Below are 23,022 nucleotides of genomic sequence, written 5' to 3'. Positions count from 1 at the left end.
CGCCGTGAAGGCGGACACCCGATTCTCTTTCAAAAGCGCAGGCCCTGCGCCCTATCCCCTGTTCACGCCATCACCTGCCCCTGGTTGAGGCGGGACTGGAAGCTGTCCGTGTCGGTCAGGCACACAGGCCGGGCGCCATCCAGGCCCAGCTGGCGCAAGGTGTGGGCCATGGGGTGCTGGCTGAGGCCCACGCGCAGGCGCACGGCCCCCGGTGCGTGCAGGCGCTGGCCGCCACGCACGTTCACGGTCGTGCGCAGCCAGTCGCGCTGCACTTGCGAGTACAGCACCAGGCTCATCGAGGGGCCAGGCAAGGCCGCCCCCATCTCGCCGCTGAGCGTGAGGATGGCCGAGCCGGGCTGGGTGGGCTGCTCCGGGTCACTCAGCACCACCTTGACGCCCGAGCCGGCGCGCTCGTACTGCATGGGTGCGATGAACTTGGGCAAGCCCCAGATCTCCCGCCCGGCCGCACAGGCGGCGGCGGTGCTCACGGGCAGGTGCAGCACGTAAAAGCCCAGCTCGCGCTGCGGCTTGTCGACATCGCTCAGAGCCTGCAGCCAATGGCCCAGGCGCGGCTTGACCCCACGGCGCACCACCGGCACCGCCAGGCCGATCTCGTGGTACGGGCCGATGCTGGTGTCCTGGTACTCGTAGCAGGCCAGGGCCACCATGGCCTGGCCGCGCCACAGGCAGGCGGCTTGCAGCTCGTCCCCGGCGGTCTGGCGCAACACAGCCTGTACCTGGCCGGTGTCGGCCATGAAGAAGGCATTCACATTGCGCGTCTTGCGGTAGAGGATGGGCAACTGCACGGGGCCCTGGCTGGTGCTCACGCTGGTGCGCGGCACATCGAAAAAGGGCTCGTTGCCGACGAAGCTCAGGGTGCTGCTCATGGTGCGGGTCTCCGGGTGGATGTGGATGTGGGTTGCGCAGCGCGGGCCAGCAGGTCTTCCTGCAGGTCCTCGATCACCGACAGGCGGTTGATCTGGTTGGTGCCTTCAAAGATCTGCGTCAGGCGGGCGTCGCGGTAGAGCTTTTCCAGCCGCGCGCCGTGCAGGATGGCGCGCTCGCCCATCAGGTCCATGGCCTGGTGGATCACGCTGATGGCGGTGTCGGTGCAATGGAACTTGGCCATCGAGGCCACGCCCTGCCGGGGCGACCAGGTGCGGGCGCCTTGCCAGACCAGGGCGCGTGCGGCGCAGGTCTCGGCGATCATCTGGGCCAGGGTCAGCTGCACATCCTGGAAGTCGATCAGGCGCTTGCCACCCAGGTGGGTCTGGCAGGCGTAGTCGGTGGCGATGTCCACCGCGGCCTGGGCCAGGCCCACGCCCATCGAGGCCACGGGCAGGCGCGACAAATTGAGCGTGCTGCGGTTGAGTGACCAGCCCTGGCGCAAGCCACCCACCACGGCCCGGTCACTGACCCAGACCTGGTCGAACGACAGCTGCGCCGCGCCCGAGGCCCGCATGCCCATCTTCAGCTCCGTGCGCACCGGCCTGAAGCCCGGCGTGCCCTTGTCGACGAGGAAGCAGGTCCAGGACTCGAAGCCCTCGCCTTCCAGGGCGGCAAACACCGTGACCTGATCGGCCAGGTCACCACCGCTGATGAAGACCTTGTCGCCATTGAGCACCCAGCCATCGCGCTCGCGCCGCGCGGTCACACCGGGCTTGCAGACGGCCGCGCCATGGCCGTCTTCGGCGTCCGAGCCTGCACCGGGCTCGGTGATGGCAAAAGCAAACAGATGCGGGCGCCCCTGGCGTGTGGCCCGGGCGGCGGGCGCGAAGCTGCGCCAGATCAAGGGCAGGTCGCCCGAGAGCATGATGGGGGCCATGCCCAGCTGGTGCGCGCACAGCAGCAGCATCTGCCCGCCGCAGGCACGCGAGAACTCCTCCACCTTCAGGCAGGCGCGCCAGGCCAGCGGGTAGGGCGTTTGCAGCCACGCGCCCGAGCCCAGGGGCGGCGGCAGCATGTCGTACAACCAGCCTTCCTGGCCCGCCAGCGCCAGCAACTGCTGCACCTGGGGGTGCGCCTCACCGGCGGGCAGATGGGGCAGCGCATCAATGGCCAGGGCCTGGGGCTGCAGTTGCGTTTGCGCAAAGGCCCGCGCACGGCGCCTCAAGGCCTGCAAGGGCCGTGGCAGGCGGGCGGTTTCCAGCTCCCAGATTGATTGGGGGTTGTAGGCCAGCAACTGGTGGGTGATCGGGGGCAGGCCGGCCATGGCGGCCCTGGGGGACAAGGGGTGGGCGGCGGCTACGTGGCCTTCGAGGTGGGTGCCCAGCAGATGGCCAACAGGCCCGGGCGCGGGAAAGACATGGCTCATGGGGTGGGCTCCTCCTGCAAGGCCTCGGGCCAGGGGCTGCACAGCGTGTCCCAGCAAGCCACGCACAGCGCCAGCTCGGCCGGGCTGCCACCCAGCAGGCGCAGGTGATGGGTCTGGCGCAGCAGGCGCTCCAGGCCGGTGTCCTTCATGTAGCCCATGCCGCCAAAGACCTGCAACGCGGCGCTGGCCCCCATCGACAGGCGCACCTGGTGCCGCGCCCGCAGGCGCCACAGCTCGCGCAAGGCCGGCCAAGGGGCATCGGGCCGTGTCAGGGCTTGCAGATCACGGGCCGCCTCACTGGCTGCACCGCGCGCCAGGCTGAGCAACTGCTGCACGGCGGCATGTCGGGCAATGAGCTGGGCGCCTTGGCGACGCAGGTGCGCTTGCTCAAAGGCCATTGCGCCAGCCCTATGCACACCCGCTTGCGTGATGGCCAGCAGGCCCATGGCGTGCACGGCCTGCAAGGTAGACCAGGCCGATGCGGCCGCCGCCCCGCTCACGCAATGCGTGGCCGCGGTTTCAGTCAGACTCATCCCCTGCAAGGCATGCACGGCTTCGATCTGCAACTCATCCAGCCCGAAGCCTGTTGCCATGGGCGTATGGCCCAGGGCCTGGCGGTCCAGCCTGTGCCAGCGCCAGCCCTCGCCCACATCCCAGGTGCACAGCCACAGCGCCGTCCAGTCGGGCAAGGCATTGAGCAGGCGGGCTTGCCCGGCATCGGGCCAGGCCCAGTTGTCGGCCAGCATGGCAGCCTGATCCGGCGCCAGGGCCTGGCCTGTGAGCAGGTGAACCAGGGCCTCGCGCCCCAGGCCCAATTTGCCTTGCATCAAGACCAGCGGCAGGCCCTGCGCATCGTGCACGCCGGCCAGCCGATCCAGATGGCGCGCCATGGCCTGCAGGTGCATCTGGTAGGCCAGCGCCGCCGATGTCTTCGCCACCACCTGCAGATAGCTCAAGGACAGGCGCCGCCCCAAGGCCGATTTCGGCAAATCCCACAAGCCCAGGCCCGCATCCGGGCCGTTGTTGAGCACACCCAGGTCCACCAGGCCATCCAGCGCACGGCGGCAGTCTGCAGGGGTGGTGATGCACTCGGGCCGCTCAAACAGCGGCGCGATCACCTCCTCGGTGAAACGCGCCACGGCATCGGTCCAGGCATGGGCTTCGTCGGCTTCCAGTTCGATCACGGTGTCCATGCCCTGATGCTAGAAACCAAGGGCCTCAAAACCAATGACGAATGCGGCTGGCGATTGACCATTGTGGCCATCCCTCCTTGCAGCCGGGGCCCCTTGGGCTATCCTCTGAAGCCATGTCACCCCAAGCCCTCCAACGCGAGCGCTCGCTGTCCATCATGGCCGTGGCCGACCTGCTGAGCTGGCAGGCCGAGCTGGGCCAATTGCCGCAAGACATGCTGCGGGGCACCGGCATCACGCTGGATGAACTGCATGACCCGAACGCCTGCATCACCCCGCTGCAGGAGCAGGCCTTCTTTCGCAACTGGCTGGCACGGGACGGGCGCCCACACCTGGGCTTGTACATCGGGGCCCGCTACCGCCTGATGCACTTCGGCCACCTGGGCTTGATCGTGCCGCACGCGGCCACGCGCCGCCAGGCCATCGAGCTGTTTCTGCGCTTCATCAACCTCAGCTACACGCACCTGTCACCCGAGGTGGACTTCAGCAGCGGCACGCTGACCCTGCGCGGCGGCGAGCACCTGGGCGACCTGCGCCGCTTCTACCTCGATCGGGACGCGGCCTTTGCGATCGGCCTGGTCAAGGTGTTCTTTCCGGATGCGCACGCGCCCTTGTTGCGGGTGCGCTTTGACTACACGCCCCAGGACCCCGGCGAGGCCAGGCTCTATGAAGCCGAACTGGGCGCCCCGGTGAGCTTTGGCGCGCCCCTGACCCAGGTCCAGTTTGACCCGAGCTCGCTGGACGAGCCCATGCCCGAGGCCAATGCCCTGCTGGTGCAGATGCTGGAGCCGCAGTGCGAAGCGCGTGAGGCCGCCATCCTGCCCTCCAGCCCGGTGACCTGGCACCAGCGTGTGCGCGAAGCCTTGTCACGCCATGGCGACGACGGGCCCTGGCCCGATGCCGCTGACATCGCCGAGCGGCTGCGCTGCAGCAAACGCACGCTGCGCCGCCACCTGGCGGATGAAGGGGTGAACTTTCAGGACCTGTCGGATGCCGAACGCGCGCAGCGCGCCCAACACTGGCTGGCGCACACGGACCACGACCTGGCCGACATCGCTGCCGCGCTGGGCTACAGCGAAGCGGCTGCCCTCATCCGGGCCTACAAGCGCTGGTTCGGGCACACGCCCCGGCACGCACATGGGCACACAAACACGAACATGCCCGGGCATCCACCCGGGCCCAGACCACCAGCCTGACTCAGGCCTTCGCCTTGTTCACCCTTACCATCTCGATGGCGTCAAAAGGGCAGACCACGGCGCAGCGGGCACAACCCGTGCACCCGGCCTCGTCGTGCAGCACCGAGCGCTTGGGGCCCCAGCCGTTCTCGCCTTCGGCCTCCAGCCACAGCACGTGCGGGCCACAAACGCTGACACAACGGCCACAGCCCGTGCAACGGCTTGGGTCGATGACAGGCAGGGCGCTGGGCATGGGGCTTTTAGTGGATGGCTTTCTGGGAGGATAGCGATGAACGATTTGTTTGTGGGCCCGGACGGCTTATCACGCTGCCGCTGGTGTGGCAGCGCACCCGAGTTCCTGGCCTACCACGACCAGGAATGGGGCTTCCCCGTCAGCGATGAACACCGCCTGTTTGAAAAGCTCTGCCTGGAGGGCTTTCAGTCGGGCTTGAGCTGGCGCACCATCCTGGCCAAGCGCGAGCACTTCCGTGCCGCCTTCCACGGCTTTGACTTCAACCGCGTCGCGCGCTTCAAACCGGCCGATGTCGAGCGCCTGCTGCTCAACGAGGGCATTGTCCGCCACCGCGGCAAGATCGAAGCCACCATCAACAACGCGCAACGCGCCCAGGAACTGGTCCAGCAAGAAGGCTCGCTGGCCGCTTTCATCTGGCGGTACGAGCCCGATGCCGCCAATCTGGCCACACCTCAAACGGCGTCGACCTCGGCGGCGTCCGTGGCCTTGTCCAAAGAGCTGAAGAAGCGAGGCTGGAAGTTTGTCGGGCCGACCACGGTGTATGCCTTCATGCAGGCCATGGGGCTGATCAATGACCACGCCGAGGGCTGCGCCCTTCGGGCCAAGGCCGAGCAGGCGCGAAAGCGCTTCAAGCGGCCTTGAAACCAAGGGCCTGGCGCCTGACACGCCACCAAAAAGCGGCCGCCCAGCCCTCCAGAATATAGGCGATATCGGCCCATTGCGGGCACCGTTGCATGAAAGCCCCGAACCGGTAATTCGGTATCAATTTGGCCCACCAAAAGCGCGCGGTTTCTGCATGATGGTCACCAGTGACCTGTGCTGTACCGCTGCAGGCCACCTTCTCTGAAACCGCAAGTGCTTCACCGGAGGATGGCGATGAATTGGTTCGACAACGTTTCTTCGGACTGCGATCAGCCGATCGCCCCGGCCCGCCTCGTGCAGGGCCACTGGCGACACGCGCTGCATGCCTACGCCGAGCCGGCGCTGTGCCGCGTGGTGATCGATGTGGCCGAACCGCGCGTCGTCGCGGCGCAGGTGATCGAAAACGGCCTGAGCCGGGACCTGGGCGCCAGCGTCCTGGAGGAGCTGACCCAGGCCATCCTGGCCCAGGAAGTGCACCACCACCCCTCGGCCTGGGGCCTGAGCGAATGCACCATGTTGCCCAACTGGGCTCGCCCCACCTTCAGCGAACGCCAGATCGAAGAGCTCGAGCGCATCGAGGGCTACCTGATCGAGGCCTCGGAAGACACCGTCGACTCGGTGCTGAAATTGCGTGACGAATTCCTCAAAAGCATCGGCTTGACGGACCTGGACATCTACCGGGCCGTGCGCCAGCCTCAGCAAGGTCAGGTCGTTCGCAAGAGCAGCCGCATGCTGATCAACTGATTCGCGTCAAGCCCGTGCGTCTGCGGGCGTGGTGCGCATTGCATTTCACAGGCCGGCTTCCTACACTGGCCGTGGAAGGCCATTGCCGAGATGGCCGAGCCTGAGAAAGCACCCATCCATGGACGCGCACTACCTGGCCCCGCTGTTCGCACCGAGGGCCATTGTGGTCTTTGCCGGCTCCTCGAACCCCGAGGAGGCCACCAGCCCCCACGCCACCACCTTGTTGCAGGCGCTCAAGGCCCAGCGCTTCAAGGGCACCTTGCAGTTCGTGAGCACCCAGACCAGTGGCACGCTGGCCGACCTCATGGAGATCAAGGCCGACCTGGCCATCATCGCCCTGCCCCCAAGCGAGGTGCCGGCTGCCATCGAGCTGGCCGCGCGCATGGCCTGCCGGGCCGTGATGGTGCTCTCCAGCGGGGTGGACAGCGAGCAGGCCGCGGCCTGGCACAAGCAGGCGCGCCGCGAAAGCCTGTACCTGCTGGGCCCCAACTGCCTGGGCCTGCAGCGGCCCGCCCTGGGGCTGAACGCCAGCACCTTAGGGCCGCTGGCCGAGCCTGGCCCACTGGCGCTGATCTCGCAATCGGGGTCGCTCACGGCCTCCATGCTGGACTGGGCCGCCAGGAATGCCGTGTCTTTCTCGTCTGTGGTGACGCTGGGCCCGCATGGCGGCGTCAGCATGGCCGAGGCGCTGGACTTCCTGGCCAATGACCCGCAGACCCAGAGCATCCTGGTCTACATGGAAGGCATCTGGGATGCGCGCCGCTTCATGAGCACCTTGCGCTCGGCCGCCAATGCCAAGCCGGTGATCGTGCTCAAGGCGGGCCGGCACTCGGCCGGGCAGGCCGCTGCGCGCACCCACAGCTCGGCCATGGTGGGCAACGACGAGGTCTTTGATGCGGCCTTGCGCCGCGCCGGCGCGGTGCGGGTGAGGTCCTTTGTGGAAATGTTCTCGGCCGCCAAGTGCCTGGCCTCGCGCTTTCGCCCCGCGGGCAAGCGCCTGGCCATCGTCACCAATGGCGGCGGCCCAGGCGTGCTCGCGGCCGACCGCATCAACGACATCGACCTGACCCTGGGGCGCTTGTCGGCCGACACGGCCAAGGCCCTGCAGGCCGCGCTGCCCCCCACCGCCACGCTGGTCGACCTGATCGACCTGTCTGAAGACGCCACCCCCGCGCACTTCAAGGCCGCACTGGAAGCCGCCAACCGCGACACCACCATCGACGGCGTGCTGGTCATCTACTCGCCCAAGCCCGGTGCCGCCCCCCGATGCCTTTGCACAAGCCCTGGTGGCCTGCAAGCCTGGCATGTCCAAGCCCTTGCTGACCTGCTGGATGGGCGACGCCACCGTGGGTGATGCGCGCGTGGCGCTGAACGACGCCAACATCCCCACCTACCGCACGCCCGAGTCCGCCGTCGGGGCCTTTGGCTACCTCAGCTCGTTCTATCAAAACCAGCAACTGCTGCAGCAAACGCCGCCGCCGCTGTCCACCCTGGCCAAGCCCGACATCGAAGGCGCCCGCCTGGTGATCGAAAGCGTGCTGGCCGAGCGCCGCAAGGTGCTCACGGAGATGGAGTCCAAGAGCCTGCTGTCGGCCTTCCACATTCCGGTCACCGAGACCATCCTGGCACGCAGCGCGCACGAGGCCATGATGATCGCCACGCAGCTGGGTTTCCCGGTGGCGCTCAAGATCGATTCGCCCGACATCTCGCACAAGTCCGATGTGCAGGGCGTGGCGCTCAACATCATGAACGGCACCGGCGTGCGCGACACCTTCAACGACATGATGGAGCGGGTCAAACGCCTGCGCCCCGATGCCCGCATCAACGGCGTGACGGTGCAGCAGATGGCGCGCACCCGCTCGGGCCGCGAGATCTGCATCGGCGTGGTCACCGACGATGCCTTCGGCCCGGTGATCGCCTTTGGCGCGGGCGGCACCATGATCGAGCTCATCAACGACCGCGCCATGGAGCTGCCACCGCTCAACCAGTACCTGGCCCACCGCCTGATCGAGCGCGCACGTGTGGCCGGCACCCTGGGTGACTGGCGCGGCCTGAACGCGGTTGACCTGGATGCGCTGGAGCGCGTGCTGCTGCGCGTCTCGGAAATGGTGTGCGAGCTGCCCCAGCTGCGCGAGATGGACATCAACCCCATCATCATTGACGAAGACGGCGCCGTGTCGGTGGACGCGCGCATCGTCATCGACAGCGGCCCGCATGTCATCGGTGGCCGCGCCGGCGCTTACAGCCACCTGCCTATCCTGCCTTACCCCGCACGCTTCGAGCTGGTCTGGCCCTTGCGCGGTGGTGGCGAGTACACCGTGCGCCCCATCCACACCGACGACGCGCAGATGCTGCAGGAGCTGGTGCAAAGCCTTTCGCCCGAAAGCCGCTACTTCCGCTTCGTGTCCAGCATGACGGCGCTGCCGCCCACCATGCTGGCCAAGCTGACCCTGATCGACTACGACCGCGAGATGGCCCTGGTGGCCGTCTACAAGGAACGCCAGGCGCAGGCCAATGGCGAGATCATCGAGCGCGAACGCATCATCGGTGTCTCACGCTACATCACCAACCCGGACCAGGCCAGTTGCGAGTTCTCGCTGGTGGTGGCCGATGACTTCAGTGGCAAGGGCCTGGGCTCGCGCCTGATGGAGAGCATCATGGACGTGGCCCGCGAACGCGGCCTGAGCGAAATCATCGGCCTGGTGCTGACCAACAACGACGGCATGCTGCGGCTGATGCGCAGCCTGGGCTTCACGGTCAAGGCCTACCCCGAAGACCCGGACTTCCGCCTGGTGACGCATGCCTTGTGAGGGCGGCCAGTGACGTCGCGCGGTGTTGTCGAGCGGTGATCCCGATCAAGGCCCACTGATCGCCCCCGGCACCACCTCGCGCATCTTGGCCACGAAGCGCAACAGCCTGGATGGATAAAAGCGCGCATACGGGTAGGTGATGTACACCGGCAGCGGCGCGGCACACCAATCGGGCGCCAGGCGCACCAGGCGCCCTTGCTGGATGTCATCGGCCAGCAACCAGGTCGAGCCAATGCACACGCCCAGGCCCTGCAAGGCCGCACTGCGCAGGGCGTACAGGCTGTCCGTGCTGACACGCGGGCGGATCGCGATGCGCCGCTGCTCGCCACGCTCGATGTGCTTGAGCAGCACCTCGTTGCGGTAGTAAGTCTTCAGGGCCAGCCAAGGCAATGAGGCCAGCTGGTCTTCACCGTCATCGGATACGGGGTGCTCGCGCAGCAAGGAAGGTGCGGCCACCACGATGCGCGGCACCTCGGACAACTTGATGGCCACGACGGCAGGGTCCAAGGGCTCACCCACCACGACGGCGCAGTCCACCCCCGCCGCGATGAGGTCGCGCACATCGTCCTGCAGCAACCATTCGATCGACACCTTGGGGTGCGCGCGCAGAAAATCCGCCATCGGCAGCACGAACTTTTCCTGGCCAAAGGCATGCGGCACCACCACGCGCAGCATGCCGTCGGGCTCCTCCTGGGCGCCACGCACATCGGCCTCGAAGGCCGCCCAGCTGGCCAGCAGCTCCTTGGCCCGCTCGAAGCAGCGGGCGCCGTCATCCGTGAGCCGCATGACGTGGGTGGAGCGCTGCAACAGGCGCACACCGAGCGAGCGCTCCAGCGCCAGCAAACGGCGACTGACCGTGGGCTGGGTGGTGTGCATCTGCGCTGCGGCCGCAGACAGGCTGCCCGCCTCGACGATGCGCACAAAGGTCTCCATCAACTGAAGCCGATCGCCTGTGGCGCCGGGAAGATGCGGCTCTTTCATACGCTCAGCGTATATCAAATGTGCGGCGCAGGCCACTACCACCGACCCACCCTTGCGGGCAAACTCGGTTCACCCCTCTGAAATCGGTGAACGACCATGAGCAGCATGCAAAAAACGAATGAATCCACGCTCTCCGGCGCCCTGGTGCTGCTGATGGCCAGCGGCACCGGCCTGGCCGTGGCCTCGCTCTATTACAGCCAACCCATCCTGGGCGTGCTGGGCGCGGACATGGGCGCCTCGCAGCGCGAGGTGGGCTGGCTGCCCACGCTCACGCAACTGGGCTACGCGCTGGGCATCCTCTTGCTGGCCCCCTTGGGTGACCGCTATGACCGCCGCCGCATCATCGTGGGCAAGGCCGTCGCCCTGGTGGCGGCGCTGCTGCTGGCAGCCACGGCGCCCAACATCGGCATGTTGATGCTGGCCAGCCTGGCCATCGGCCTGAGCGCCACCATGGCGCAAGACATCGTGCCCGCGGCCGCCACGCTGGCGCCCGAGGCCCATCGCGGCAAGATCGTGGGCACGGTGATGACCGGGCTGCTGATGGGCATCCTGCTGTCTCGCGTGGTCAGCGGTTTCGTGGCCGAGCAGTTCGGCTGGCGCGCGGTGTTCTTCGCCGCTGCAGGCAGCGTGGCGCTGATCGGCCTGGCTTCCTGGCGCGGGCTGCCCCATTTTCAGCCGGCCACCTCGCTGTCCTACACGGCGCTGTTGCGCTCGCTGACCACATTGTGGTCACGCCATGGCGCCTTGCGCCGCGCGGCCCTGGCGCAGGGGCTGCTGTCCGTGGGCTTCAGCGCCTTCTGGTCGACCCTGGCCGTGATGCTGCACGGCGCCCCCTTCCACCTGGGCAGCGCAGCCGCAGGCACCTTCGGCCTGGCTGGCGCAGCCGGCGCCCTGGCGGCCCCCCTGGCTGGCCGGCTGGCCGACCGCCACGGCCCTGAACGCGTGACCCGCCTGGGTGCGATCCTGACCTTGAGCGCCTTCGCCTTGATGGCACTTGCCCCGCTGGCCTCGCCCCACGCGCAACTGGTTTTGCTGGCCCTCGGCGCCATGGTCTTTGACCTGGGCGTTCAGGCCGCCTTGATCGCCCACCAGACCATCGTCTACGGCATTGCCCCGCAGGCGCGCAGCCGCCTCAACGCCATGCTGTTCGTCACTGTCTTCATCGGCATGGCCACCGGTGCGGCCATTGGCAGCCAGTTGCTGGCGCAGTGGGGGTGGTCAGCCGTCATGGTGATGGCCGCCCTGGCTGCGCTGGGCGCCTTGCTTGTGCGCATGTGGCCGCAGGGTCAAGCTCAAAACGCGGCGTGCAATGCGACGGGGGCCGCGTAGCCCGGCTAGGCCGTCTGCTCGCCACCGTCCGGCAGCCATGTCAGGATCGTCTCGAACAACTTGTCGAGCTTGAAGGGCTTGGAGATGAAGTCGTTCATGCCCACGGCCAGACAGCGTTCACGGTCTTCCGAAAACGCATTGGCCGTCATCGCGATGATCGGCACCTTTGTGCCGGTGCTCAAGGCCCGGATGCGCCGGGTGGCCTCGATGCCGCCCATCCTGGGCATCTGCATGTCCATCAGGATCAGCGCGTAGGCCTGGCGGGCCACCATCTCGACGGCGACATCGCCCGTCTCGGCCATGTCCAGCGCCAGCCCGGCACCTTCCAGCGACAGGCGCAGAACCTCCTGGTTCAGGCGGTCGTCTTCCACCACCAGGACGCGCTGCCCCAGGCAGGCCGCTTTCAGCATCTGCTCGGCCTGGGCGCCAGGCAGCTTCAACACAGGTGTCGCAGGGGTGAACGCCCCCTTCTTGAGCCGCGCAGTGAACCAGAAGGTGCTGCCTTGCCCCAGCACACTCTCGACACCCGCGCTGCCGCCCATGAGCTCGGCCAGGCGGCGGGTGATGGCCAGGCCCAGGCCCGTGCCCCCATAACGGCGGGTCATGGAGTTGTCAGCCTGCTCGAAGGGCGTGAACAACCTGGGAATCGTCTCGGCGGGGATGCCGATGCCATGGTCCTGCACTTCAAAGCGCACCAGCACACTGTCGCTGTCTTCATGCTCGATGCGGCTGCGCAAGGCAATGCTGCCCTGGTCCGAGAACTTGATGGCGTTGGTGAGGTAGTTGAGCAAGGCCTGCTTGAGCCGCGTGACATCGCCCAGCAAGCGCAGCGGGATGGCCTGGATATCCTGGATAAGCGTGAGCTGCTTTTCCTGCGCACGCTCGGCCACCATGGCCATGACCTCACCGGCCATCTTGCCAATGTGGACCTCGGCCTCGTCAAACACGAACTTGCCCGACTCGATCCGGGACAGGTCCAGGATGTCATTGAGGATGTCCAGCAGGTGGGCGCCGGCCGCGTCAACGTGGTCCAGATACCGGGCCTGCTCGGGCGTGACACCCGAGCGCCGGACCAGGAAGCACATGCCGTTGATGGCATTGAGCGGGGTGCGAATCTCGTGGCTCATGTTGGCCAGGAAGGCGCTCTTGGCCACATTGGCCGCTTCGGCCAGGTTGCGGGCCTCCACCAGCTCGCGCGTGCGCTCGGCCACCCGCCGCTCCAGGCTCTCATTGGCCTCGCTCAAAGCCTCTTGCGCCAGCCTGCGTTCGGTGATGTTGTGCGAGATGACCATGCCCGCCACGATGGCCCCCTGGTCATCCCGCACAGGGACCACCTGCTGGCGGTAGTAGTCGTCCTTGTAGCGGTGCTCGAACTCGGTTTTCTCGCCTTGCAGGGCTTTGGCGTAGATCGGCGCGAACAGCGCCACCACGTCGGGCGGAAAGGCCTCGGCCAGCGTATGGCCTTCCACCTGGCTTTTGTCGAACCCGCTTCGGAACAGCTCCTCGCCGCCAGCCACCTGGAAGCGGAAGTCCTGATCAAACAGGAGCACCGCGGCACCAGGCAGGCTGTCCACCAGGAAGCGGTAGCGGGCCTCGCTGCGCCGCAGTTCTTCCTGGGCCTTCTTGCGGTCGGTGATGTCTTGCAGCGAGCCGGCCAGGCGCACGATCCGGCCGCTGGCATCGCGCTCGGGGAAGCCCAGGATGTGGCAATAGCGCTTTTCACCACTGGGCCTCACGCCGCACAACTCAATGTCATAGGGCAGCCCGTCAGCCAGGGCCTTGGCCACCGTGGCGTGCAGGCGCGCGGTGTCTTCGGGCGTGTAGAGCTCCCTTTGCCCCTCCAGGTTCGGGATGCCCAACGCGGGGTCGCGCCCAAAAAAGCGGTAAGTCTCCTTGGACCAGGTCACCGTGTCGGTGATCGCATCCCACTCCCAGCTGCCCGTTTGCGCGATGTGCTCCGTGCGCTCCATCATCATCTGGATGCGGCGCATCTTTTCCTCAACATCTTTGTGCATGCGCCCTCTCCGTTTGCGTTCACCACCAGCACCAGGCTCGCGTTTGATCTCAATTTTCATTGCGCGAATCAGTCTATACCTGCGCTGAAAAATGCCGATCAGGGCCAGCCATCACCACCAAGATGGTGCACGCCAGGTGCCCTGCACGTAAGATTCGCCCCATGAACCCCGCGCCGTCTCCCGATCAGCCTGCGGCCTTGGCCACGCCCCCGTCCACCGAGCCGGCCCAACTCGCCGAACTTGCTGCGCTGCGCGCCCAGGTGGCCCGTTACCGCGCCGCGTTTGAATTGTCCGCCCCAGGGCAGGCCGTGGTGGGCCTCAATGGCCGCTTCATCGAGGTCAACGACAGCTTGTGCCAGATCCTGGGCTACCCGATGCAAGACCTGCTCCAGCGGCGCTTTCAAGACATCACGCACCCTGACGACCTCGCCCGCGACACCCAGGCCGCGGCCGATCTGAAGGCCGGCATCCTGGATGAATACCGCCAGGAAAAGCGCTACCTGCGCCCCGACGGCACCACGATATGGGCGCAAGTGACCTCGCGGCTGGCCCGCGACGAGCAAGGCCAGCCGCTGTACTTCGTGTCCGTGACCGACGACATCACCGAGCGCAAGGCCTCCGAGCTGGCCCTGCGCGAGCGTGAAGCCCTGCTCAGCAGCATGGGCAAGTTCGTGCCTGGCCTCATCCACAAGATCGGCTTTGACGCGGAAGGCCGCGCGCGCTTTCTCTACCTCAGCGACCGCGCCATGGAGATGTTCGAGCTGCCGCACGAGCTGATGGAGCGCGATTACTACGCCCACCACATCCGCGTGCACCCGGACGACCTGGCCTACGCCCGGCGCCTGGCCATGGCCCCCAAGCCCGGCGCCCGGCTCAGGCCGGTGGACTTTGAATACCGCGTGATCCTGCCCAGCAAGGGGCTGCGGGTCTATGGCGGCCACGCCATCCCCGTCACCGAAGAAGATGGCAGCGTGGTCTGGTACGGCCACACCGCCGACCTGACCGACAAGAAGGCCTTGCTGGACGCCCGCATGGCCGCCCAGGTGGCCCAGGACGCCAACCGCGCCAAGAACGAGTTCCTCTCGCGCGTGAGCCACGAACTGCGCACGCCGCTGAACGCCGTCATCGGCTTTGCCCAGCTGCTGCGCCTGAGCTCGGCCGGGCAGCTCAATGCCGACCAACTGCAGCAAGTGGCGCACATCGAGAACGCCGGCTCGCACCTGCTGGGCATCATCAGCGACGTGCTGGACCTGTCCCGCATCGAAGCGGGCAACCTGCCGCTGGCGGCCGAGCCCTGCCGCCCCTCGATGCTGCTGTCCGAAGCCTGCCACCTGGTGGGTCCGCTGGCCAGCGAGCGCAACATCGCCATCTGCCCGCCCCAGGTCAGCGAAGACCCGGTGGTGTGCGTCGACCCCATCCGCTTGCGGCAGGTGCTGGTCAACCTCTTGAGCAACGCCATCAAGTACAACCGCCCCCACGGCCAGGTGAGCCCGCGCATCTGGCGCGAGGGCGAGCAGGTGGCCATCGCCATCGACGACACCGGCCTGGGCCTGACGGCCGAGCAACAAGCCCACCTGTTCGAGCCCTTCAACCGCCTGGGTGCCGAATGCACCAGCGTGGAGGGCACCGGCATCGGCCTGGTCATCGTGCGCAAGCTGCTGGAGGCCATGCACGGGCGGCTGGAGGTGCGCAGCCAACCCGGGCAGGGCTCCAGCTTCATCGCCTGGGTGCCGCAAGCTGACGCCGTGGACTTGCCCGCCGCGCCTGCGCCATCAGCCAGCCCCACGGCCCGGCCTGCCACTGAAACCGAGCTCGTGGTGCTGTACGCCGAAGACAACGATGTGAACATCGAGCTGGTGCGCGAAGTGCTCAAGCTGCGGCCCGGCTGCCAGCTGCTGGTGGCGGGCAACGGCGCAGAAGCCCTGCGCATGGCCCACGCCCACGTGCCCGACCTCTTCCTGCTGGACATGCACCTGGGTGACATGACCGGCTTCGAGTTGGCCCACCAACTGGCCCAGGACCCGCAACTGGCCGATGTACCCCGCGTCGCCTTCTCGGCCGATGCCATGCCCGACCAGATCCACCGCGCGCGGGAAAGGGGCTTCAACGGCTACCTGACCAAACCGCTGGACATCCGCGCGCTGCTGGCCTGCATTGACGAGCACATTGAACGCATGCGTGGGCAGTAAGTGCCCATTCCCGTGTGCCCACCCCCACCATGAAGATCTCCCAACGCGCCCAGGCCATCAGCCCCTTCCTCGCCATGGAGTTCGGCAAACACGCCGCCGAGCTTGAAGCCGCCGGGCACCATGTGATCCGCCTCAACCTGGGCGAGCCTGACTTTGGCGCACCACCCGCCGTGCGGGCCGAGCTGCAACGCATCGCGGCCGACACCGCCATGCCCTACACCGGTGCCCTGGGCCTGCCCGCCTTGCGCGAGGCCATTGCCGGCTTCTACCAACAGGCCCACGGCCTGAGCCTGAACCCCGAGCGCGTGGTGGTCACGGCCGGGGCCTCCGCCGCCTTGCTGCTGCTCACCGCCGCCCTGGTGGACCCCGGCGACGAGGTGCTGGTGGGCGACCCCTCCTACCCCTGCAACCGGCAGTTCCTCAGCGGCTTTGGCGCCGACGTGCGCCTGGTGCCCACCGACGCCCGCTCGCGCTTCCAGCTGGACCTGGCCGCCGTGCAGCGCCACTGGCGCGCCCGCACCCGCGGCCTGATGATCGCCACGCCCTCCAACCCCACCGGCACCTCGGTGCCACCGGCCGAACTGGCCGCCATCTGCGACTGGGCCCGCGCCCACGGCGCCTGGCGCATTGTGGACGAGATCTACCTCAACCTCAGTGATGCCGATGCGGACTCGGCATCGGCAGGCCATGCGGCGCCACCCACCATCCTCGCGGCCGACCCCGGCGCCTGCGTGATCAACAGCTTCTCCAAATACTTCGGCATGACGGGCTGGCGCCTGGGCTGGGCCGTGGTGCCCGACGAGCTGGTGCCCGTGATGGAGCGCCTGGCGCAGAACTACTACATCTGCGCCTCCACCCCCGCACAGATGGCCGCGCTGGCCTGCTTCACACCCGACTCCATCGCGGTGTGCGAGGCCCGCAAGCGGGAATTTGGCGAACGCCGCGCACTGGTGCTGCAAGGCCTGGCCGACATCGGCCTGCACGTGCCCGTGCCACCCGATGGCGCCTTCTACGTGTACATCGACGTCAGCTCAACCGGGCTGGATGCCATGCAGTTCTGCGAGCGGGCCCTGCAGGAAGCGCATGTGGCCTTGACGCCAGGGCATGACTTCGGCGTGTGCAGTGCAAAAGCGCATGTGAGGTTGTCGTATGCGGCATCAAAGGCCGATCTGACTGAGGGCCTGGCGCGCTTGACGGCGTTCCTGAAGCGGCTCCGCGACGACCAGCGCTGAAAAGAAGCGAGCAGGCCTTACTGGTATCTCGCCTGGATCTGCGCCAACTGCCCGGACGCCTTCAATTGCAGCAGGGCCTTTTGCCAGGCCTTGATCGTCGTGTCATCCGAGTCGGCGCTGAAGGCGATGTACAGGCTGGAGCGAAACACCTCGATTGGGATCTTTTCCAGCTGTGACTGCTTGACACCCAGCACCCCCAGGTAGTACCTGACACCCAGTTCGGTATCGCCGACGATGACGTCCGCGTGTCCGGCCAGCAGCATCCTGTAGAGCTGGATGCTTTCCGTCGCGGCCATATCGAGGTTCTCGAACCCCATGGACTGGAGTTTGGCGGGTATGACGCCAGCATGGCGACAGGTGATGCGCTTCAATCGCTTGAGGTCATCGACAGACTTGATCACCAGAGATGCACCCCGACGCTTGTAGGGGAAGACCGACTCCTCGATGATGGGGCCGACCCACTTGTAGCTGCTGTTGCGCTCCTCGGTTCGAAAGAGCGAGTACATGATGGTCCTGGGGTGCCGACTCAAGACCGCTCCTGCGCGCAGCGAAGGCAAGACATGGATGGGGAACCGGTCTCCGGTCAGCGCCATGATGGCCATGACGATGTCTGTCGAGAGCCCTTTGAGTTGGCCCTCACACGTGTAGTTGTACGGCGCCCACTCCTCCGTCACGATCTCGTAAGGCACGGTTGAGCGCGCCATGCACAAGGTGCTGGCTGCAAGCAAAGAGGCAGCAATGAAGCTGGTGCTCAGGCGCATCACAAAGTCCTGGCCTTCTTTCGACTTGACCCAAATCAGTTGTGTCAAATATTCGCTGGCTAACATGATAAATGGCATCGACAAATTGACGCCATTTATAAATCTCACAGACAGGATTGCATCATTGTGATGAGAAAGACAACATTGGCCGTTGTGGCGGCCACATTCTCGTGTGGCGCCATCGCCGCGGTGGACAGCGCTGCCGCAAGCTCCACCCTGGTCATCAGTGGGCCTGATTTCCTTCCTCTGAAATCGCGCTCGGTAGATTTTGGGCCTGATGTCGTATTTGTGAACGGCGCCAAAGTCTCTCGATCTATTGGTGCGGTTTCCGGTGCGGGCGTCGTCGGCGTATCGGCCATCACCAATAACACGTCCGAGGCACTTGTGGGGGGTGACGCCAGCCTGGCTTATTTCTGGAAAATATCGAGCAACCATCCGGGCGACAAAAGCCCCGTCCTCGCGCACGTGTCCACGTCCGGCTCGATTGACGCCACGTATGGCTACATCCCGCTCAAGCAGGGGCTCAATTTCCAGACGGCCAACCCCACCAGCGTGGGCGTCAGCGTTGATTTCCTGACCGCGACCCCGACCGGTACGAAAACCTTGTCCTACGGCGTGGAAACTGGCGCGCTTCACCTGGGTGCCGCGCCCGGTGTCGAATACATTTCCGCTGCCCCATTGCCTGACGCGCACAATGGGGCTGAAGTCAACACGCATCGAGATTTCAACCAATCGTTTGACATATGGGTCATGCCAGACGTTCAAAACAAAATAACCTTGCAGGCGGTTATTCAGGCAATACCATTGAACTTCGTCATGTCAGGCTCGCTCGCCAGGCAATATTATCAAGCCAGCGCATTCATTGACCCCATCATAGAAATTGATTCGACCTACGCTGGCAATTACAAACTGGAAGTCAGCCCCATTCCAACGGTGGCCGTACCTGAGCCCGACACCCTGTTGCTGACCTTAGCCGGGGCCGCCACGGTGCTGCTTGCCACGCGACGAACGCGGCCGTCGGCCCCTTGAATGGGCGCAGGTGCCCAGTCGGGATGATGTGGGTTGGCTTGCCTGGGTATGCGACCGCTCATCACACAGGCAATGCCGGGCCTTCCTGATCGCAAAGTGCGATCGCACCGCACCCCCGGGTTTCATACAGGTCCACCCGATCAAGCTGAGGCAGACTGCGCCGCCCCTGTGCCAGCCCCCATTGCGCCAGTGACGCGGCATCACAGTCATCCAGGCCCGGCAACTCATGCAGCGGGTGGTGGTCCAGCGCCTTGAAGATGGGGTTGAAGCGATCCTTCACATCACCAAAGTCCACCGTCCAGCCCATCACCTCGTCCAGCGGCGCAGACAGGTGCAAACGCAAGGTGTAGGTGTGCCCATGGATGTGGCTCAGCGGGTCTGAATCGGGCGCATGGCGCAGGAACAAGGCGCTGTCCAGTGTCATTTCCTTCCAGATCCGGTACGCGCTGCCATTGAAGTTGGCACCGCACGAGCCCGTCTCGTACACCGTCACCCAGGACAACTCGGGCAAGACCGCCTTCAAGCGATCCCACAACCAGGCGGCGATGACTTCGCTCGTCGGGTTACTCAACCCCTCAATCGCATTGAGGTACTTGTGGTTGAGCTGGTAGTGGAAGGGCGCCCAGATCTCGTCCAGATGGTCGTAGTCGATGCTGATGTCACGGCCGCCTGCGTCCTGGTTGGCATGCACGATCACCTCGAAGCCATGCCCATGCAAGCGCCCGCATTTGTGGCCGATTGGCACATTGGGCAGCTTGTGCGCCGATTGAAAGCGGTAACGGCGCCAGACATGCGCCTGGTCATGGCGATCCAGGTCCACCCCCTGGTCAGCCGTGCTCTGGATACCGACTTGCTCCAGCCCAGGCACGCCCTGCTGGCTCACCAGTTGATCACGCAGCCAACGGGCGATGTTTTCATCGGTTGGCGCCTGGCTGCCCAGCACCTCGTTGATCAAACGGTAGTCCAGCTGCCCGGTGCACGCGGCCAGGCGCTCACCCAGCGTGTGGACTTCTGCGCCAGGGAAGGGCGCCCAAGCAGCCGGAAGGTCTGCGCGAATCTTCGCCAAAAAGCTGTGGCCGTGCAGGCCATGCGCCTTGTGCCCACTCGGCAGCAAGCCAACCTGGCGCGCCGACTCGAAGTTGCACGAAGCCGTGAAGAGGGTGTGGGGTGACATGGTCAAGCCTGCAGGTGGCAGCACAAAGGGCGAAGCAGGCCATTTTGCGGCGCCCTGCGTGGTCTTGACTTGTTGACGTGAGAGGATTGCATTGAATGTTGATGTGCATTCAGATCAGCAACGCACGTCAGCAAAAATGGCGCGGCCACCTACAATTTGGCGGATCAAAACAAGCGGCTGTACTGAGTGCCCATGCCCCATCAAGCCGCAACACCCGATGACATCCCCGAAGCACTGCGGGGCCTCATCCGCCACGCGGCCGAGATCATCGACCAGGCCGACGGCCTGATCGTGGCAGCGGGTGCCGGCATGGGGGCTGACTCCGGCCTGCCGGACTTCCGCGGGCCCGAGGGCTTCTGGCAGGCCTACCCCGCACTGGGCCGCGCCGGCCTGGGTTTCATGGACGTGGCCAACCCACGGGCCTTTGGCCGCTCACCCGAGCTCGCCTGGGGCTTTTACGGCCACCGCCTGGCGCTCTACCGCGCCACCCAACCCCATGCCGGCTTCGGCATCCTGCAACGCTGGGCCAAAGGCATGAACGCTGGCGCCACCGTGTTCACCAGCAATGTGGACGGCCAGTTCCAGAAAGCCGGCTTCGACCCCGATCGGGTTTACGAATGCCACGGCTCCATCCACCACCTGCAGTGCCTCAACACCTGCACCGAGGCCATCTGGCCGGCTGACGACTTCGTGCCCGATGTGGATGAGGTGCAGGGCCTGCTGCGCAACGACGCACCCCGGTGCCCGCATTGCGGCGGCCTGGCGCGGCCCAACATCCTCATGTTTGGTGACCCGCTGTGGCTGCCTGCGCGCAGCGAGGCACAGTCCATCAAGCTGGAGCGCTGGCTGGCGATGGTGCGCAAGCCCGTGGTGATCGAGATCGGCGCAGGCACGGCTGTGCCCTCGGTACGCAACTTCAGCCATCAGATGCTGATCTATGCGGGCGCCAGGCTGGTGCGCATCAATGTGGATGAGGCGCAGGTGCCGAGCCGGGATGATGTGGGGTTGGCGTTGGGGGGAATGCGGGCTTTGCAGCTGATGGATGAGGCATTGCAAGCCCTGTAAAGATCACGAATGAGACACGCCCCAGACTCTGGTGAGCATGGTGGCGAGGGTGGCTCAATGGACCTCGTTGCCCCGGTCTCGCACCAGCAGGTCGCCCGTGATGTCCGCCACACGGGCGACGCTGGTCAGCGTCATGGCCACGCGCATTTCTTTTTCGAGCAGCTCCAGCAGGTGTGACACGCCGGCCTCACCGGCTGCGGCCAGTGCATAGATGTAAGCCCGGCCGATCATGGCCGCGTCGGCGCCCAGTGCGATGGCGCGCACCACATCCAGGCCGTTGCGGACACCCGAATCGACCAGGATCTTGATCTGGCCCTTCACGGCATCGGCAATCGGCGGCAGCGCACGGGCTGACGACAACACGCCATCCAGCTGACGGCCACCATGGTTGGACACCACGATGCCATCGGCACCAAAGCGCACGGCATCCTTCGCATCCTCCGGGTCCAGGATGCCCTTGATGACCATCGGCCCCTTCCAGAAGGCCCGGATCCACTCCAGGTCCTTCCAGGAAATGGACGGGTCGAAGTTGGCCCCGAGGTAGCCCATGTAGTCGGCCAGGCCGGTGGCCTTGCCCAGGTAGGTCGAGACATTGCCCAGGTCGTGCGGGCGCCCCCACAAGCCCACGTCCCAGGCCCATCGCGGATGCGTCACGGCCTGCGCATAGCGGCGCAGCTCGGCATAAGGCCCGCTCATGCCCGAGTGCGCATCGCGGTAGCGCGCACCCGGCACCGGCATGTCCACCGTGAAGACCAGCGTGGAGCAACCCGCCGCCTGCGCGCGCTCCAGCGCGTTCTTCATGAAGCCGCGGTCCTTGAGCACATACAGCTGGAACCACATCGGGCGGCCCAGCTTGGGCGCCACCTCCTCAATGGGGCAGACAGATACGCTCGACATCGTGAAGGGGATGCCACGCGCATCGGCCGCACGGGCCGCCTGCACCTCGCCGCGGCGGGCATACATGCCAGTGAGGCCGACTGGTGACAAGGCCACGGGCAAGGCCAGCTTTTCGCCGAACAACTCAATGCTGGTATCGAGCCGGCTCATGTCCTTGAGCACGCGCTGGCGTAAGGCCACGGCGGCCAGGTCCTCGACATTGCGACGCAGGGTCTGCTCCGCGTAGGCACCGCCATCGATGTAGTGAAACAAGAAAGGCGGCAGACGCCTGCGCGCGGCTTCGCGGTAATCGGCGGAGGATGAAATGATCATGGTGGTCTCGTCGCGTCTGCACCCATGGCGTCTGCACGATAGCACTGATCCCCCCTGCAGAGACGCCCCCCACAGGCAGGGGTCTCCTAGGGAAAGTGCCGAAACCGAGGCGCGTTCATCCCCGATCAAATAACAGCGTTTTTTAAAGATGCTGCGTTTTGATTGGAGAGCCATGATGAAGAACACGATCGGCCTTGGCCTGCTTGCCGCAGCGCACATGGGTGCCATGGCCGGCACCACCACCTTGTTTGAAAGCACCGGCACCAACTGCCGCGACTTCGCCGTGGTCGCACCCGTGGACGCCAAGGTGGCACGCAGCCTGGTGCCCGCCAAGTACGTGCTGCCCAAGACCGTTTACGGCCTGGTCGAACTGGCCACCTGCGACAGCGGCACCGTAGGCCAGGTGAGCACCGGCGCCTTCAAGATTGCCGAAGTGGGCATCATGCTGCCCACCGCCAAAGGCAAGGCCGCCTTCCCGCTGGGCGGCCCCAACCTGTACATGCTCTGGCTGCTCGACAGCGATGCCCAGCAGTCCGCCGCCAAAGTGGCTGCGGGCTACCCTGGCGGCGTGGTCGGCATCGAGTTCGAGCCACCCACCACCGGCCTCATCCGCAAACAACGCGCGCAAGTGGCCTATGACGGCGGCTACAGCATGAGTGGTGATGACCTCACGCTCAAGATCAACGTGGGCAAGAAGGTGACGGACCAGTACGTCGAGACACCGGCTGGCACCGTGCACACGGTCAACGTGATCGATGGCTCGACCGAAGGCGGCTTCTCAATTGGCACGATGACCTTCGCACCAGACAGCATGCTGGCCAAGTTGTTTGGCAAGACCAAGGTCAGTGGACTGGCGTTTGGGGGGCAGGGGAACTATCACAACGCGACAGAGTTGATCGCCAATCCGTGA

The 23,022-nt window shown here is 65.9% G+C and carries 18 protein-coding genes and 1 pseudogene; 10 read left to right on the top strand and 9 right to left on the bottom strand.

All coding sequences use genetic code 11. The features are described 5' to 3' along the window. Positions 1-62 precede the first annotated feature (62 nt). From HY019_RS01320 to HY019_RS01310, 3 genes are read right to left on the bottom strand one after another with little or no spacing between them, the layout of a single operon-like run. Entirely contained in the window at positions 63-887 is an 825-nt protein-coding gene (locus tag HY019_RS01320) for an acetoacetate decarboxylase family protein (RefSeq protein ID WP_290687730.1), read from the bottom strand. Continuing rightward, positions 884-2,314, bottom strand: a complete 1,431-nt coding sequence (locus HY019_RS01315; RefSeq protein WP_290687728.1) for an acyl-CoA dehydrogenase — start codon at positions 2,312-2,314, stop codon at positions 884-886. Before HY019_RS01315 ends, HY019_RS01320 begins: the two co-directional genes overlap by 4 nt. After that, positions 2,311-3,507: an acyl-CoA dehydrogenase family protein gene (locus tag HY019_RS01310; RefSeq protein ID WP_290687727.1), complete on the bottom strand. Its 1,197-nt coding sequence runs from the start codon at positions 3,505-3,507 to the stop codon at positions 2,311-2,313. The genes HY019_RS01315 and HY019_RS01310 overlap by 4 nt, the downstream gene beginning before the upstream one ends. A 113-nt stretch (positions 3,508-3,620) precedes the next feature. Here HY019_RS01310 and HY019_RS01305 point away from each other — a divergent pair, with 113 nt between their 5' ends. Further along, positions 3,621-4,700, top strand: coding sequence for an AraC family transcriptional regulator (locus tag HY019_RS01305; protein ID WP_290687725.1), 1,080 nt, complete (start codon positions 3,621-3,623; stop codon positions 4,698-4,700). Position 4,701: 1 nt separating this feature from the next. Here HY019_RS01305 and HY019_RS01300 read toward each other — a convergent pair whose 3' ends face one another. Beyond that, positions 4,702-4,932 (bottom strand): 4Fe-4S binding protein, encoded by a 231-nt coding sequence (locus tag HY019_RS01300; protein ID WP_290687724.1) that lies wholly within the window; start codon positions 4,930-4,932, stop codon positions 4,702-4,704. A gap of 36 nt (positions 4,933-4,968) precedes the next feature. On the opposite strand from HY019_RS01300, the gene HY019_RS01295 reads away from it, so the two are divergent. The 3 genes and pseudogenes from HY019_RS01295 (at position 4,969) to HY019_RS01285 (ending at position 9,128) form a co-directional block, all read left to right on the top strand. After that, positions 4,969-5,574, top strand: coding sequence for a DNA-3-methyladenine glycosylase I (locus tag HY019_RS01295; protein ID WP_290687722.1), 606 nt, complete (start codon positions 4,969-4,971; stop codon positions 5,572-5,574). Positions 5,575-5,808: 234 nt separating this feature from the next. Further along, positions 5,809-6,318, top strand: coding sequence for a hypothetical protein (locus HY019_RS01290; RefSeq protein ID WP_290687721.1), 510 nt, complete (start codon positions 5,809-5,811; stop codon positions 6,316-6,318). Positions 6,319-6,436: 118 nt separating this feature from the next. Next, a pseudogene (locus HY019_RS01285) lies at positions 6,437-9,128 on the top strand (bifunctional acetate--CoA ligase family protein/GNAT family N-acetyltransferase). A gap of 45 nt (positions 9,129-9,173) precedes the next feature. Here HY019_RS01285 and HY019_RS01280 read toward each other — a convergent pair. Continuing rightward, positions 9,174-10,109: a LysR family transcriptional regulator gene (locus tag HY019_RS01280; RefSeq protein ID WP_290687720.1), complete on the bottom strand. Its 936-nt coding sequence runs from the start codon at positions 10,107-10,109 to the stop codon at positions 9,174-9,176. Positions 10,110-10,205: 96 nt separating this feature from the next. Between HY019_RS01280 and HY019_RS01275 the strand changes: the two genes are divergently transcribed. Beyond that, positions 10,206-11,438: an MFS transporter gene (locus HY019_RS01275; RefSeq protein WP_290687719.1), complete on the top strand. Its 1,233-nt coding sequence runs from the start codon at positions 10,206-10,208 to the stop codon at positions 11,436-11,438. A 5-nt stretch (positions 11,439-11,443) separates the two neighbouring features. Here the strand turns inward: HY019_RS01275 and HY019_RS01270 are convergent, their stop codons facing one another. After that, positions 11,444-13,453 (bottom strand): response regulator, encoded by a 2,010-nt coding sequence (locus HY019_RS01270; protein ID WP_290687718.1) that lies wholly within the window; start codon positions 13,451-13,453, stop codon positions 11,444-11,446. A gap of 161 nt (positions 13,454-13,614) precedes the next feature. Between HY019_RS01270 and HY019_RS01265 the strand changes: the two genes are divergently transcribed. Next, positions 13,615-15,642, top strand: coding sequence for an ATP-binding protein (locus tag HY019_RS01265; protein WP_290687716.1), 2,028 nt, complete (start codon positions 13,615-13,617; stop codon positions 15,640-15,642). Positions 15,643-15,671: 29 nt separating this feature from the next. Next, a complete protein-coding gene (locus tag HY019_RS01260) occupies positions 15,672-16,874 on the top strand; it encodes an aminotransferase class I/II-fold pyridoxal phosphate-dependent enzyme (RefSeq protein WP_290687714.1) in 1,203 nt (400 codons plus the stop codon). Positions 16,875-16,891: 17 nt separating this feature from the next. On the opposite strand, the gene HY019_RS01255 is transcribed toward HY019_RS01260, so the two are convergent. Further along, positions 16,892-17,713: an ABC transporter substrate-binding protein gene (locus HY019_RS01255; RefSeq protein WP_290687837.1), complete on the bottom strand. Its 822-nt coding sequence runs from the start codon at positions 17,711-17,713 to the stop codon at positions 16,892-16,894. 51 nt (positions 17,714-17,764) lie between these two features. Between HY019_RS01255 and HY019_RS01250 the strand changes: the two genes are divergently transcribed. Beyond that, a complete protein-coding gene (locus HY019_RS01250; RefSeq protein WP_290687712.1) occupies positions 17,765-18,664 on the top strand; it encodes a PEP-CTERM sorting domain-containing protein in 900 nt (299 codons plus the stop codon). Between the two features lie 61 nt (positions 18,665-18,725). Here HY019_RS01250 and HY019_RS01245 read toward each other — a convergent pair whose 3' ends face one another. Then, positions 18,726-19,838, bottom strand: coding sequence for a 6-carboxytetrahydropterin synthase (locus HY019_RS01245; protein WP_290687711.1), 1,113 nt, complete (start codon positions 19,836-19,838; stop codon positions 18,726-18,728). A gap of 192 nt (positions 19,839-20,030) precedes the next feature. Here HY019_RS01245 and HY019_RS01240 point away from each other — a divergent pair, with 192 nt between their 5' ends. Next, the gene (locus HY019_RS01240) at positions 20,031-20,903 is read left to right on the top strand and encodes a Sir2 family NAD-dependent protein deacetylase (protein WP_290687710.1); all 873 of its coding nucleotides are present in this window, start codon (positions 20,031-20,033) and stop codon (positions 20,901-20,903) included. A 54-nt stretch (positions 20,904-20,957) separates the two neighbouring features. Here the strand turns inward: HY019_RS01240 and lldD are convergent, their stop codons facing one another. Further along, a complete protein-coding gene (lldD, locus tag HY019_RS01235) occupies positions 20,958-22,112 on the bottom strand; it encodes an FMN-dependent L-lactate dehydrogenase LldD (protein ID WP_290687709.1) in 1,155 nt (384 codons plus the stop codon). Positions 22,113-22,287: 175 nt separating this feature from the next. Here lldD and HY019_RS01230 point away from each other — a divergent pair, with 175 nt between their 5' ends. Further along, the gene (locus HY019_RS01230; RefSeq protein ID WP_290687707.1) at positions 22,288-23,022 is read left to right on the top strand and encodes a hypothetical protein; all 735 of its coding nucleotides are present in this window, start codon (positions 22,288-22,290) and stop codon (positions 23,020-23,022) included.

The sequence above is a fragment of the Aquabacterium sp. genome (assembly GCF_016195855.1).
GTDB lineage: Bacteria > Pseudomonadota > Gammaproteobacteria > Burkholderiales > Burkholderiaceae_C > Aquabacterium.
Note: the sequence above shows the minus strand (reverse complement) of the source record. Positions and strands in the feature narration are given on the sequence as shown.

Coding starts and splice junctions, on each gene's coding strand:
- HY019_RS01320 (WP_290687730.1), bottom strand. CDS start 887: ATGAGCAGCACCCTGAGCTTCGTCGGCAACGAGCCCTTTTTCGATGTG.
- HY019_RS01315 (WP_290687728.1), bottom strand. CDS start 2,314: ATGAGCCATGTCTTTCCCGCGCCCGGGCCTGTTGGCCATCTGCTGGGC.
- HY019_RS01310 (WP_290687727.1), bottom strand. CDS start 3,507: ATGGACACCGTGATCGAACTGGAAGCCGACGAAGCCCATGCCTGGACC.
- HY019_RS01305 (WP_290687725.1), top strand. CDS start 3,621: ATGTCACCCCAAGCCCTCCAACGCGAGCGCTCGCTGTCCATCATGGCC.
- HY019_RS01300 (WP_290687724.1), bottom strand. CDS start 4,932: ATGCCCAGCGCCCTGCCTGTCATCGACCCAAGCCGTTGCACGGGCTGT.
- HY019_RS01295 (WP_290687722.1), top strand. CDS start 4,969: ATGAACGATTTGTTTGTGGGCCCGGACGGCTTATCACGCTGCCGCTGG.
- HY019_RS01290 (WP_290687721.1), top strand. CDS start 5,809: ATGAATTGGTTCGACAACGTTTCTTCGGACTGCGATCAGCCGATCGCC.
- HY019_RS01280 (WP_290687720.1), bottom strand. CDS start 10,109: ATGAAAGAGCCGCATCTTCCCGGCGCCACAGGCGATCGGCTTCAGTTG.
- HY019_RS01275 (WP_290687719.1), top strand. CDS start 10,206: ATGAGCAGCATGCAAAAAACGAATGAATCCACGCTCTCCGGCGCCCTG.
- HY019_RS01270 (WP_290687718.1), bottom strand. CDS start 13,453: ATGCACAAAGATGTTGAGGAAAAGATGCGCCGCATCCAGATGATGATG.
- HY019_RS01265 (WP_290687716.1), top strand. CDS start 13,615: ATGAACCCCGCGCCGTCTCCCGATCAGCCTGCGGCCTTGGCCACGCCC.
- HY019_RS01260 (WP_290687714.1), top strand. CDS start 15,672: ATGAAGATCTCCCAACGCGCCCAGGCCATCAGCCCCTTCCTCGCCATG.
- HY019_RS01255 (WP_290687837.1), bottom strand. CDS start 17,713: ATGCCATTTATCATGTTAGCCAGCGAATATTTGACACAACTGATTTGG.
- HY019_RS01250 (WP_290687712.1), top strand. CDS start 17,765: ATGAGAAAGACAACATTGGCCGTTGTGGCGGCCACATTCTCGTGTGGC.
- HY019_RS01245 (WP_290687711.1), bottom strand. CDS start 19,838: ATGTCACCCCACACCCTCTTCACGGCTTCGTGCAACTTCGAGTCGGCG.
- HY019_RS01240 (WP_290687710.1), top strand. CDS start 20,031: ATGCCCCATCAAGCCGCAACACCCGATGACATCCCCGAAGCACTGCGG.
- lldD (WP_290687709.1), bottom strand. CDS start 22,112: ATGATCATTTCATCCTCCGCCGATTACCGCGAAGCCGCGCGCAGGCGT.
- HY019_RS01230 (WP_290687707.1), top strand. CDS start 22,288: ATGAAGAACACGATCGGCCTTGGCCTGCTTGCCGCAGCGCACATGGGT.